The following is a 12,641-nucleotide window of genomic DNA, read 5'->3' on the forward strand; positions in this document are numbered from 1 at the left end:
CATATTGGAACAATTATCCTGAAACCGGCACAATTAAAATGAATATATCTCATAGATGGAAGTTTTTTTAACTCAAGCAGCTGCAATTTTTTCTTAATCGCCTTACCATCACTTTTTTAATTTATAATTTTGATCTAACTGCTATAGAATCGGCTCTATTTTCGATAATTTTTTTACACTGATACAAAAAAGTAAGGCACACGGAGAACCGCCCTCCATGTTCAAACTTATATGCTTTCATTATTTTTGAAACGAGCTTTTATATAAAGATTCAGAAAAAATTATTGGCTCAACAGGTAGATAAGGTTTTTCAACCTGTTGAGCCATTTAAATTCCATTCTATTCTTTTGTTCTTACACCTTTCAACTCAAATCAATGATGCAATAAACTCCACCAGCTTGCCGGTAATTCCTTCTATCAAATCTGCAAGGGCTTTTCCGATTGAGGAAAACGCATTGAAAGCTTTCATTTCTTCAAGCTTCTCTTTTTTTTCTGTCAGTGTCTGACTTTCGACTTCTTTCCCAAGAAAAGTTGCTTCGACATTCCCTTCTTCGTTCTGCTTCACTCCTACAGGGGAGGTGAATGATTCTTTTTCATGACCCTTCATTTCTACAATTCCCTGGTTGGCATGCTGCATGCCGATCAGAACCCCTATAAAAAGAAAACAGATCAGAACAAAGCATTTAATGATAAATTTACCCATTCGAATTCACCCTTTTTCTACTGTCTTACCGGCTCTGGAGAAAGATGGTGATCCACCTTTTCAGCCTGCCAGTAATAATCAGCGAATATTTCAGCAAAAGCGATAGATGAACGCTGCAGCTCTTCAAATGTGTTATCCACCCCGCCAAATTCGAGAAGCAAGGCATTTCCGGAAAGATCCTGATTGAATTTCCCGTTTGTACCGCTCCCCTTTTTAGATATGACTCCCCTGGATAGCCCCTTGTATTCGGACTCAAGGAGTTTATGAAGCTCTGTAGCAACCTTCAGGTTCTGTTCGTAATTCGGATGCTCTTCTCCGACTACAAAGGCAAGCTTTGCATATGACTTTCCATTTATCTCCGTAGTGGTGACGTTTTTTCTTTGAGAATCCCTGTGGATATCAATCAAATATAGTAAGTCTTTATTGTTTGTCATCGCTGTCTGAACCAATGGCCTTGATTCCTGGTAAGCACTAAAATAATCGAGCCCTTTTTCATTCAGTTTTTGAATCACATCCGTTTTATCTATACTCGTTCCGATCCCCAGCTGTTCCAGGTCCGCCTTAAGCATATCGCCGACTTTTGTGACATTGATCTTGGAGTGCATGGCAGAGTCGGGGTCAGATACTCCATCCAAATAAGGGAGATACGATTCCCTGGTATGGGTAAAGTACAGATGAACCGTCTTCTTATCACCCGTGGTCAGGACAGATTTACCCGCATCGCGGTTCTCATCACCTTTGTTGATTTCCTCTATATTTTTCAACTGCGCTTCATTTTCAGCATCCAGTGCTTCCTGAGGCGGAACTGATTCAATCGGCATATTCGTAAAATCGGTGCCTTCTCCAGCCACCAGTATATTTCCATCAAAGATTGAAAACCCAGGCAGCTCGCTTCCAAGGAAGCTTCTCGGATCGTCAAAGCTTACATTGGTCGCTACACTGAATAGTAGAGATGATATATTCGGAAGTTCTTTTTCTTCCCCGGTTAAGATCGTGTTAAATGACCTGTTTTCCAAGGCAAACAATTTATAAAGCACTTCCCCCTTCACACCGGAAGCCGCTTGGTTTATTGAATCTGATGTAATTCTATATTCGGGCTTCATCGAGGTCAGGATGCCTGTTACGGAAAAGATCGAAAGCATGGCCATCGTTAAAATAATGACCGTTTTAAAAATGGTCGTCATATTTACCGTTACGACATAATTAGTGGCTTTATACGATCTCATTTCCTCACCCTTCCTAAAATCTACTCTAGTACAAGCTATGCAGTTAATAGATAAAGTAGAACTGCATTTAGTAGTCATTATGAGGAAATAAAACAATTAATAAACAATAGGGAAGGAAGTTTTCTAGTAATTTTTATTCGGTGAATGAAAGTGAAGGTAGTTTATACATAAACGCTCTAATAAACACTGCAGTCCGGTTCCTGGCAAGGCTTCGGTGACGATGTGAGGAAGAGAACGGACGATTAGGGGGGATCTGCCGAATGTGCTCCTTCATCCTGGAGGCATAATAGAAAAAAGCTGCAGGAACATTCACCTGCAGCTTTCATTAAAGGCCCATCATCTTGTTTGAAATCCGGTATTGTCTTGATTGACAGACTCATGCAGTGCAGCATTCAGTCCGTTTGCCACTAAGTTGGCCATATCTTCTATGAATACGTCCACCTCTTTTGGCGTAACCATGAGATTGTGGCCGATCGGGGCCAGCACTTCATGAATCAGTTTCCTTTTTTCCTGATCCTCGAGGGTACCCACAATTCCCATGAAGGTTTGACGATGTTTTTCTTCCGGCAGGTCTTCTTCGGTCAGCTTCTTTCTTTCACCGAATGTCAGTCCGGCAGGAGCAAGCGATCGGGATGGACGACTTCCTTCCTTCATCTCTTTCCCAAAATGCTTCAATAAGAAGTCGACAGTGTCGCTGACAATCGTCACAGCATCCAACACAGTAGGTACACCGATGGCGATGACAGGAACACCAAGTGTTTCTTTATCGAGCCCTTTTCTCTTATTTCCCACTCCCGATCCCGGGTGAATGCCGGTATCTGATATCTGGATGGTAGAATTGACACGTTCGATCGACCGGGAAGCAAGGGCATCGATGGCAATGATGAAGTCAGGTTTAGACTTCTCTACTACACCGAAGATGATATCGCTTGTTTCAATACCGGTCAGTCCCATCACCCCTGGCACAAGTGCACTTACAGGACGATACCCTTCCTGGACGGATTCCGGCTGCAGCTCAAACAGGTGCCGGGTGACTAATACATTTTCACATACCTGAGGGCCGAGCGCATCGGGAGTCACATTCCAATTTCCCAGTCCAACAATTAAACAGCTGGCATTTTTCCCGATATTGTTGCTTTCAAGAAACTGACTGAACTCGTTCGCAAAAACAGACTCTACCCGCTGCTGCAGTTCTGAATTTTGCTCCCGTATCCCATGCGCTTCAATCGTCAAATAGTTCCCAGCCTTTTTCCCGATATTTTCTTCACCTTCGGGAGTGATGGTGACAAGGGAAATTTTCACCCCTTCTTCCTCTCTCTCCTTTATGACAACGCCCTTTATCTCAGAAGTTACTTCGCCTTCATCCCGGGAATCTTTTTTTCCGTTCTCGGATATCACCATCTCTCTCGCTTCTACAGCAAGGTCCGTACGAACCGAGTAAACGCTCAAATCTATTTCTTCCTGATTTAATTTCTTTTCGTCCTTCATTTTCGGTCACCCTCCAAACGTTGAATCTTTCATGATTATTTTTTAGGTTTACCTTTTAGCCGGGGCTTCATTCACAAGTTTATTTTATCTCCATAGTATTGCAATCTCACCATTCGTTTGGTAAAATATCATTTGTTCTAATAGATTAGGAATTAAAATCGAGTCACATAGAATCTCGATCCTTTTTTAGGAGGTGACAGGAATGCCAAACATTAAATCTGCTATCAAGCGTGTTAAAACAAGCAACGAGCGCAACGCTCAAAATGCTACTGTAAAATCTTCTATGCGTACTGCTGTGAAGAAAGCAGAAGCTGCAGCTGCTAACGGTGCTGAAAACGTTAAAGAATTAACAAACGATGCGATTCGTCAATTAGACAAAGCAGCTCAAAAAGGTCTTATCCACAAAAATGCTGCAGATCGTCAAAAATCTCGTCTAATGAAAAAAGCAAACTAATTAAGAAAACCACTGGTGCTCCAGTGGTTTTTTTATGTAGCCGGTCAATGTGAATTCGTGTCATTGCCGGCGCTTTCGCTTTTCTCTTGTCCAGCTCAGGCGGCTAGAGGCTCGAGGTCATAAGCTAACCAACCCAAAATGGCAAAAAGCGCCTTTCCGGGTTGTTCATCTTATGCTTGTCGCCTCTGAACGAGCGGCCTCCGCTTTTCTTCTGTCCAGCTCAGGCGGCTGGAGGCTCGAGGTTCTTTACAACCCATGCAGTTTCAACAGGAACATCTCAATCATGAGTTCTTTTTTTACTTTGCCGGTTTTGATTTCGTAATCCCCTTCCGAGAGCAATTCAATGATACTGGCCAGTTGGCTGTCATCGAAATGCTTGGCCTGACCTGCAGCAAGCTTCACTCTGAAAGGATGAACCTTTAAATAGGACGCAATTTTCTGTTGTCCATACCCTCTTCTTGATAACTCTTTCGTTCCATAGATCAACCTGAATTGGCCGGAAAGAATGGAAAGTATCTTCAACGGCTCTTCATTTTGCTTGAGCAAATCATAATAAATGCGAAGAGCCTCATCAATCCTTCTTTGTACAACTTTGTCTACTAATGCAAAGATATTCTGTTCCAGGGAACGGGCGGTTAATTTCTCTACCGCCGCACAATTGATATGGTTCGTATCGCTTGCGTACAGCGACAACTTGTCCAGTTCCTGGGTGAGCATCATTAGATTCGTCCCGGCCAATGTCAGAAGCAGCTCGATTGCATCTTCATCGATTTGGACAGCATTTGCAACCGCCCTTTCTCTCACCCATACTTTTAACTCTTGTTCATTGAGTTTCTTTGCCTCTACCACTTCAGCATCTTTCTTTAGAGCTTTGGTGATTTTTTTCCGTTCATCAAGTTTCTCATAGCGTGCAGTCAGCACAAGGATCGTATACGGAGCGGGGGATTGTATGTATTGTTCAAACCTTTTGATGTTGTGCTCGACTTTTTCCTTTGTCTTTTCAGCTGTCAGGAAAACAGGATTGTCCAGGATGACGACCCGCTTCTCTCCCATAAACGGAAACGTTTCCGCATCTTCAATCGCGACTTCCACAGGAGTCTCTTCTAAATCATATTTCGAAAAGTTAAAATCCATTTCTTCTTCCGTCAAGGCAGCAGAAACAATGCGCTGCTTTGTTTCATTGATTAAAAACGATTCATTTCCATATACTAAATAAATAGCAGCAAACTGAGATCTCTCAATTTTCTTCCAAGTGTCAATAACCAAGTCAGCACTCTCCAATATCTCTTTTATCTACTCTATGTTAAAAAAGCTTTGGGGATTTGACAAGTGGTAAGGGGACGCCCGGGCTAAGAGGGACACCCCCTATATCTATATTAACGTCAGCTGTGAAAGACCTAGGACCCTTTCACGCTGACGGTATTCCTTTGTAGTGATTAGTATCACCCCGGAGAGGGCAACTTATAGGTGACAACTCTTGTCAGTAAAGGAAAATGTACAGTGAAGTATAGATTTTTTAATACTGATGTTCTATACTAGAATAGAAATAGGAGGGGTAGTTGTGAACCAATTTGAAAAAAGCGTACAATCAAAGAGAAATGATGCTGTAGATTCTGGCGTCGGCTTTATTGTTTCTTTTGGATTCTTTGCTACGATGTTTGTTATTGCGACTGTCATTAAGCTGATTGGATCTTAATGAAAAAAAAAGAAGATAAGGGGAAGACCCAAAAAGAATCGGTTTCTTCAATTTCCATATATGGTACTGAACAGAGTAACATAAATTGGGTTGAAGGCCTGACACTTTCTGAGGTCTGCCCCTTTTTTCTTTAGCGCTTAATGTGTGTTGGTACTACATACTATGGGTGTTGGGCAGAAAACGTTCCTTGTTTTCCCAAAAAACGATAAGTCAATGACCCATGATCGGCTGTAGTGTGTATGAGGACTCCATGTTTTTTCAGTCTCCTTATCACTTCCGGATGAGGATGACCGAACCGATTGTCCTTCCCTGCAGAGATAACGGCAATTGCAGGCTGTATTTCATCAAGGAAATCTTCGCTTGTAGAGGTATTACTGCCATGATGACCTACTTTCAATACCTCTGCATCTATCTCGTAAAAATGAACGAATTCCTTTTCTCCCTTCTCTTCCAAATCCCCTGTAAACAACCACTCAAGCCCACCCATTTCAGAGTAAACAACAAGCGAGTCATTATTCCCTTCATATTCGTCATCTAAAGGAGAGAGGATGTGAAATGAATGATGTTTTGACTTCCAGCTGTAAGGAGATCGAACTTGTTTGACTGGAATTCCCTTTTTCTCTGCAAGGGATATGATTGCCATCATCTCCTTTTTTCCCTGACTATTGGGAGTTATCAGGATTTCATTTATTTTTATGTCTTTTATAAGTTCTTCAGCCTCCCCGATATGATCCATATCACCATGAGTGAGAATAAGCTTATCAAGCTCCATAATCCCTTTGCTTTTCAGAAAAGGAAGGAGCACGTCTTCCCCGACAGAAAATGACTTTGTTTTCTTTTCCCATTCTTCTTTCGGAAATTCAATACCTCCTCCTGTATCGATCAAGTACGTGCCTCCATTATACGGTAGATCGATAAGAGTCGAGTCGCCTTGCCCTACGTCAAGGAATACTACCTCACCATAAGGATTGATTTGATTCCACGCCGCATGCATAAGTACGAAGCTGCACAAAATAAATGACGGAAACCTCCAAATTCCGCTCTCCAAGTTTTTCAATACGTACATAATCAATAACACATAGCAAATGATGACCAGACGGGAAGCTTTCCCTAATACAAGTGTATTTAACGGTATTTGGGAGAGTATGGAAGCCAGTGCATCAATTCCTCTGACAATCCATCCATAAGATTGAATCAACAACTGCATATCCCCTGGCAGCAAGAGTCCCTGCAAGAACGCAATCAATGCCATGGGTAGAACGATAAGGGAAAAAAGAGGAACAAATAAGAGATTGGTTAAGAATCCAATAAGTGAAAACTCATAAAAGTGGAAGAGGATGATGGGCAGGGAGGATAATTGTGCTACTACTGTGATTTTAAATAATTGAATCAGGTAGGAGCCACCACATGATAAGATAGATGCGGAAGACAAAACCAGGCAGAAGCTGACGGTGAAGGAGAGCTGAAATCCTATATCGAATACCGAAAAGGGATTCCAAAAAAGGAGGCTCATAAAAACGATTGATATACTGTCCAAAGGACTTACACTGAATGGGGATTTCCGGGAGAGTATCAGTATGATCAACATCGACGAAGCCCTGATCACGGGAGGGGCTCCGCCTGTTATCACCGCGTAAAAAATCAAGAATATGATTGTTATCCACGAAGACGATTCCCGTGTAATGCCAAGCCTGAGAAGGATGAAGGTAAGCATAACGTATATCAGTCCGACATGTAGCCCTGAAATCGCCAATAAATGAACGATGCCCAAGGCACGGTATGAGTCCATCAACTCTTCAGATATCCTCCCGGTCTCTCCGAATACGAGTGCTTGAGTCACTCCGACGGTTTCTGTCGGCAGATTTTCTTCAATAAACTTTAACCCTGCGAATCTCCACTGTACCAAAAAGTATTTCCATTCACGTTTCGATTTGCTGCATCCTTCAAACGAATCCACTTGTAAAATCCAATGGATATCCCGTTCATACAGATATTTTTTATAATTGAACAGATTGGGGTTTGAATTCGGTGATGGTTCCACAAGTTTTCCGGCAACCATGCATGTCAGACCTGGTTTCAGCGCTTCTGCTGTTTTAACCTTTTCTTTTGAAGGAATGCGATATCGAAAGACGATTCTTTCATTATTAAGTTCGCCAATACCGCGTAAGGAGCTTCCATCAATTGAGGGGATGGAGTCGATGGTCAATTGATGAATCGTTGTTTTAGGAGATAAGTTGGAAATCTGATTGCGTTCTTGATTATCGGCTATCATAAACGAGGATATGAATACGATAGAGCAGGCAATCCATTCATTTGAGGAGGATTTCCGAAGCAGCAGCATCGGAAGAAGAGAAAAGAGAAAGAAGGCACCCCAATAGGATTGAAGCGCCAAGAGGATTCCAGAAAGAGTCGATACTGCCATGAATAGCAGAAGATAGGCAGGAAGCTCTTTATTCATCAAATAGTTTTATGTACTGTTTTTCGAATTTGTCAATCAATTCCTGATCCCCGTCTTTATGACGAAGTTCTTCAATGAGCTCCAATACAAAGCGGGATTTTTCTTTATTCTTGGGATCAAGGCTTTTTTCATGAAAAGGTACCTTTTCAACACGTACTTCAGCCTGCTGAAACAATTCGGCTGCATAGGGATGATTTTTATAATCAGCTGCGTAGTAAACCGTTTTAATACCTGCCTGAACGATGGCCTTGCAGCATTGCAGGCATGGAAAATGGGTTACATAGATTTCAGCTCCATCTGTTCCTACTCCGAATTTCGCACATTGGAGAAGGGCATTCATTTCCGCGTGGATGGTTCTGACACAATGATTGTCAATGACATAGCAGCCCTCATCTATACAATGATCCCCGCCTGCTATCGAGCCGTTATAACCACCCGCAATGATTCTTTTATCACGTACGATGGTGGCTCCGACAGTCAATCGGGTGCAGGTGCTCCTAAGTGCAAGCAAATGGCTTTGAGCCATGAAATATTGATGCCATGCAATTCTCTTCATTCTCTTTCTCCCTTCAGCGATGTTTTGTCTTTCTATAAGTGTATAAAGAGTCTTGATGATTCGTCAATTCATTGCACAAAAATATGTTCTTTTAATTTTTCGAAGGTTTTATCACCGATGCCGGAAATGTTTTTGATATCTTCGATTTTAGTGAAAGGACCGTTTTCTTCCCGGTACTGTACGAAAGTGGCGGCTTTTGCAGGTCCGATTCCCGGCAGCGATTCAAACTCTTCCTCAGAAGCTTCATTCAAGTTGATTTTCGACTCATTGGAGCTGTTTTGATTTCCTAGAATGAAGGGTTCTCCTGCACTCACTTCCCCAATTTTCGGGACATAGATCATCATTTCATCCGTTACCTTGATGGCAAGGTTGATGAGGTTGCTGTCTGCTTCCCGAGTGAAGCCCCCTGCCTTGTCGATGACAAATTTCAATCTTTCTCCTTTTTTGACCTCATATAAACCCGGGACCTTCACCTCTCCCTTCACATCTACATACACGCTGTCAGCCTGTTCTTCCACAGCCTGTTTTTCTGCCGCGTCCACGTCGACTGTATTCCGCTCTTCAGTCTCAATACTCATTGCTGTCAGATCCCCTTCTCCACTCTCACTGTCGGAGAATTCAAGAAGGTAGAACACGAATATGATCACAACAAATGCGGCTGCCACAAAAATACTTTTGTATTTTTCGAAGATGGGATGCATGTTTGAAAATCACCTCGATTGGAATATTCACTGCCGGCATTTCATAAGTTGTAGGAGAAAACTATTTCTAATTGGCTATTGCTGAATTGAGATCGTCTCCGGCTGTAGTGCAAGCCCTCGGGATTTGCTGACAACGAAGGTTTGTGGTTCATTCAACAGTGTTCTATAGAAAAAAACGCAAAAGAAGGAGGGCTGCATATGAAAGCAGGAATAATCGGAACTGGTAATATGGGGAAAGTGATCATTGAAGCTTTTATCGAATCAAAAGCGATTTCTCCTTCCAACCTATATATGACAAATAGGACATTAAAGAAAGCGAAGGAAATACAAGAAAAAAACGGCGGTCATGTCATGAATTCAAATGAAGAAGTCATCAAGTCTTCTGACATAGTGTTTATATGTGTGAAACCACATGATGTTTTTCGCGTTATTGAGGAGAATAAAGATTGCTTCACGGGGGACCAATGTGTCGTGTCCATAACGAGTCCGGTCAGTGTAGATCAGCTGGAATCCACCATACCTTGTTCTTGTGCCCGGTTTATTCCAAGTATCACGAACCGTGCGCTTAGCGGGGTTTCACTGCTGACGTTTGGAAGTCGTTGTTCTGAAGAATGGAAACGGAAACTGTCGACACTTGCAAAGCATGTGTCTGCTCCTGTCGTCATAGATGAGAATATCACACGGGTAGCGTCTGACATTGTAAGCTGCGGGCCGGCATTCTTTAGTTATCTTACTCAGAGATTTATCAATGCGGCTGTCGAGGTGACAGAAATAGATACAGAAACGGCAACAGTCCTGGCATCGGAAATGCTGGTCGGTTTGGGGGATTTACTGAAGAAAGACATATACACTTTACCTGCATTGCAAGAGAAAGTCTGCGTGAAAGGCGGTGTGACCGGTAAAGGCATCGCTGTAATGGAAAAGGAATTGGGAGAGGTGTTTGAGAAGCTGTTTCAAGCAACACAGGAGAAATTTGAAGATGATCTCGCGGAAACACGTTCTCAATTTGGAGTCTAAATGGACTCCTTATTTTTATTTCGACACAAATGGATGGATTCCTTCTCCTTTTCGAAAACAGGGCAAAAAAATAAACCAGGGAGGTCACGATGGACATCTCTGGTTTATTTTTTCCTGCATGTGAAGAAGATTCTTTCACTGTCATCTGAAGGCGGCAGTTCTGTAAAGTCTGCCGAAACACCCAGCACCTCAAACCCTTCATGATCAAGCCATTCCGTAAGCTGTAACACAGGATAAGTCCTCTGCTTATGCAGCTCCTCCACTTTTTCATACAGCTCGGTTTCTTCATCCCGTACAAAGAAAGTAAGTTCATGTTCCACACTGTTGGGGGCATCCCCAGGGAAACAATCCCAAATATAAGATACTGCATCATCAGTAAGGGTGAATGTCTGATTCATGAAAATTTGAGACATTTTATATAGGGAATGTACGTCAAACAGGAATAATCCTTCCTGTTTTAGATGTTTGTGTACATGCCCGAATGTGTGAATCACGTCTTCTTCTTTTTCCAAATAGTTGAGTGAATCGCAAAAAATCGTAATCAGATCATACTCTCTCTGCAAATCCAGCTGCGCCATATCCTGTTGAAACAGGGACAGGGAGCTGTTCCTATCAAGAGCTTTTTGCTGAGCGATGACAAGCATATCTTCAGACAAATCGACTCCTGTTACCGAATAACCTTCTTCTGCAAGGCGTATCGACAATTCCCCTGTTCCGCATGCAACATCCACTATGTCTTTACCTTTTACAGCATAAGTCTCCGACTGACGTTTTACGAAATCAAGCCAGCCATCATAATGGACGTCCTGCATTAAATAATCATAAATATAGGCAAACCGCTCATAACTCATTAATGACTCTCGCTTACCTCAACAAACGAGGCATCTCCCCATAAACGCTCAAGGTTGTAATAGCCTCTCTCTTCTTTATGGAAGACGTGCGCAACGATATCCCCAAGATCGACAAGGATCCAACGTGCCTGGTCAAACCCTTCCAGACGTTTAACTGTATAACCACTCTCTTCTGCTTTGTCTTTCAGCTCGCGTGCTATAGCCTGGACTTGTTTATCTGAGTTACCATGACAAATGAGGAAATAGTCCGCAATCATCGAAACACCCTTCATATCAAGTACAACAATATCTTCTGCGCGTTTGTCGTCCGCTGCTTTATAAGCTAATTCCAATAAACGTTGTTCCATCTTTTCATCTCCTCTGTTCAAGTACCAAATTATTATAAAACCGAAATGTATCCGGGTAGATTGCCTGGTTTTTTTTCATCAGGAACATGATGGTGTTCTGCAGTGCCTTTATGATTGCTTTATCAAGGGATTCCTCCGCTAATTCCCTCACTTCCTCCACTCCAGGGAAGTGACGGCCAGGTTCTATATAATCTGCTAAATAAATCACTTTATCCAAGGTGGACATATTTTCACACCCTGAAGTATGAAAGCGTATGGCATTCAACACCTCGGTATCCCGAATATTCGCTTCCCGTTCTACGAGAAGGGCACCTACAGGAGCATGCCAAAGTTCACTGTTATACTCCAATAAATCCTTCGATAAACCTTCTGATTCGATTATCTGTTTCATTTCATTTTTATCCCGGAACTTTGCGTAATCATGAAAGATCGCCGCGGTTTCAGCCTTTTTTTCATCTGCACCATATTGCCGGGCAAGTCGAATCGCCGTTTCCATTACACCGCATGTATGGATGTAGCGGTGTTCTGTCAACTGTTCTTTCACGATTCCCAACGCCTTCTGTCTATCCATACAATTTCTCCTCCTTTATGATTCGATACACCTCATCGGTCACCAAATAACGGATCGATTTGTTATTCTTTACAGAATCACGGATATAGGAGGAGGAAATGGAGAGGTTCGGAACTTCAACATATTCCACCCTGTAAGGAGTTTCATGAGAATAAGAGGGCCTGTTCACTCCAATGAAATGCACCATTCCCATAAGATCGGCAATCCGGTACCACTTAGGGAGATACTCAATCATATCCCCTCCGATAATGAACGAGTAGTCAATATCGGCATCTCTTTCAGTCAAAGCTTTGACTGTGTCGTACGTATATGAAGTGCCTTCCATTTGAAGTTCGATTTTCTCAATATCAAATTTCGGGTTTCCTATAATGGCTCCCTCAAGCATCCTCAGCCGCTGTTCGGCTGTTACAGTCTCATCATTCTCTTTATGAGGAGGAACCAGATTCGGCAGGAACCGTATTTCGTCCAGATTAGCCTTTTCCAGGACCTGCTGTGCAATGACCAGATGGCCAATATGGGGAGGGTTGAATGTACCTCCCAGAAGACCTACTTTTTTCTTCATTTACCTTCCAC

General features: G+C 42.4%; 14 protein-coding genes. 3 read left to right on the plus strand and 11 right to left on the minus strand.

Translation table 11 applies throughout. The annotated features are described in order from the left end of the window. Positions 1-367: 367 nt before the first annotated feature. From ACUXV2_RS13290 to gpr, 3 genes are all read right to left on the minus strand, one after another. Positions 368-703, minus strand: a complete 336-nt coding sequence (locus tag ACUXV2_RS13290; RefSeq protein ID WP_446243667.1) for a DUF3679 domain-containing protein — start codon at positions 701-703, stop codon at positions 368-370. A 17-nt stretch (positions 704-720) separates the two neighbouring features. Further along, a complete protein-coding gene (spoIIP, locus tag ACUXV2_RS13295; RefSeq protein WP_446243668.1) occupies positions 721-1,929 on the minus strand; it encodes a stage II sporulation protein P in 1,209 nt (402 codons plus the stop codon). 336 nt (positions 1,930-2,265) lie between these two features. After that, on the minus strand, positions 2,266-3,417 hold the full coding sequence (gpr, locus tag ACUXV2_RS13300) for a GPR endopeptidase (RefSeq protein ID WP_446243669.1): 1,152 nt from the start codon (positions 3,415-3,417) through the stop codon (positions 2,266-2,268). A gap of 202 nt (positions 3,418-3,619) precedes the next feature. Between gpr and rpsT the strand changes: the two genes are divergently transcribed. Next, positions 3,620-3,871, plus strand: a complete 252-nt coding sequence (rpsT, locus tag ACUXV2_RS13305) for a 30S ribosomal protein S20 (RefSeq protein WP_446243670.1) — start codon at positions 3,620-3,622, stop codon at positions 3,869-3,871. Between the two features lie 246 nt (positions 3,872-4,117). Here rpsT and holA read toward each other — a convergent pair whose 3' ends face one another. Further along, positions 4,118-5,137, minus strand: coding sequence for a DNA polymerase III subunit delta (gene holA / locus ACUXV2_RS13310; protein ID WP_446243671.1), 1,020 nt, complete (start codon positions 5,135-5,137; stop codon positions 4,118-4,120). 295 nt (positions 5,138-5,432) lie between these two features. Between holA and ACUXV2_RS13315 the strand changes: the two genes are divergently transcribed. Further along, entirely contained in the window at positions 5,433-5,567 is a 135-nt protein-coding gene (locus tag ACUXV2_RS13315) for a YqzM family protein (protein ID WP_446243672.1), read from the plus strand. Between the two features lie 160 nt (positions 5,568-5,727). Here ACUXV2_RS13315 and ACUXV2_RS13320 read toward each other — a convergent pair whose 3' ends face one another. The 3 genes from ACUXV2_RS13320 to ACUXV2_RS13330 form a co-directional block, all read right to left on the minus strand. Continuing rightward, entirely contained in the window at positions 5,728-8,025 is a 2,298-nt protein-coding gene (locus ACUXV2_RS13320) for a DNA internalization-related competence protein ComEC/Rec2 (protein ID WP_446243673.1), read from the minus strand. Next, on the minus strand, positions 8,018-8,581 hold the full coding sequence (locus ACUXV2_RS13325; RefSeq protein WP_446243674.1) for a ComE operon protein 2: 564 nt from the start codon (positions 8,579-8,581) through the stop codon (positions 8,018-8,020). Before ACUXV2_RS13325 ends, ACUXV2_RS13320 begins: the two co-directional genes overlap by 8 nt. A 68-nt stretch (positions 8,582-8,649) precedes the next feature. Then, entirely contained in the window at positions 8,650-9,282 is a 633-nt protein-coding gene (locus tag ACUXV2_RS13330) for a helix-hairpin-helix domain-containing protein (protein ID WP_446243675.1), read from the minus strand. Positions 9,283-9,480: 198 nt separating this feature from the next. Between ACUXV2_RS13330 and comER the strand changes: the two genes are divergently transcribed. Then, positions 9,481-10,299 carry a late competence protein ComER gene (comER, locus tag ACUXV2_RS13335; protein WP_446243676.1) on the plus strand — a complete coding sequence of 273 codons (819 nt, stop codon included), beginning with the start codon at positions 9,481-9,483 and terminating at the stop codon, positions 10,297-10,299. A gap of 104 nt (positions 10,300-10,403) precedes the next feature. On the opposite strand, the gene ACUXV2_RS13340 is transcribed toward comER, so the two are convergent. The 4 genes from ACUXV2_RS13340 to ACUXV2_RS13355 are packed head-to-tail and all read right to left on the minus strand — an operon-like array spanning position 10,404 to position 12,630. Beyond that, entirely contained in the window at positions 10,404-11,150 is a 747-nt protein-coding gene (locus tag ACUXV2_RS13340; protein WP_446243677.1) for a class I SAM-dependent DNA methyltransferase, read from the minus strand. Continuing rightward, complete coding sequence (rsfS, locus tag ACUXV2_RS13345) at positions 11,150-11,497, minus strand: ribosome silencing factor (protein ID WP_446243678.1); 348 nt, start codon at positions 11,495-11,497, stop codon at positions 11,150-11,152. The genes ACUXV2_RS13340 and rsfS overlap by 1 nt, the downstream gene beginning before the upstream one ends. A 4-nt stretch (positions 11,498-11,501) precedes the next feature. Next, a complete protein-coding gene (yqeK, locus tag ACUXV2_RS13350; RefSeq protein ID WP_446243679.1) occupies positions 11,502-12,068 on the minus strand; it encodes a bis(5'-nucleosyl)-tetraphosphatase (symmetrical) YqeK in 567 nt (188 codons plus the stop codon). Then, entirely contained in the window at positions 12,061-12,630 is a 570-nt protein-coding gene (locus ACUXV2_RS13355; protein WP_446243680.1) for a nicotinate-nucleotide adenylyltransferase, read from the minus strand. The genes yqeK and ACUXV2_RS13355 overlap by 8 nt, the downstream gene beginning before the upstream one ends. Between the last annotated feature and the right edge of the window lie 11 nt (positions 12,631-12,641).

This window comes from Rossellomorea sp. NS-SX7 (assembly GCF_052828565.1).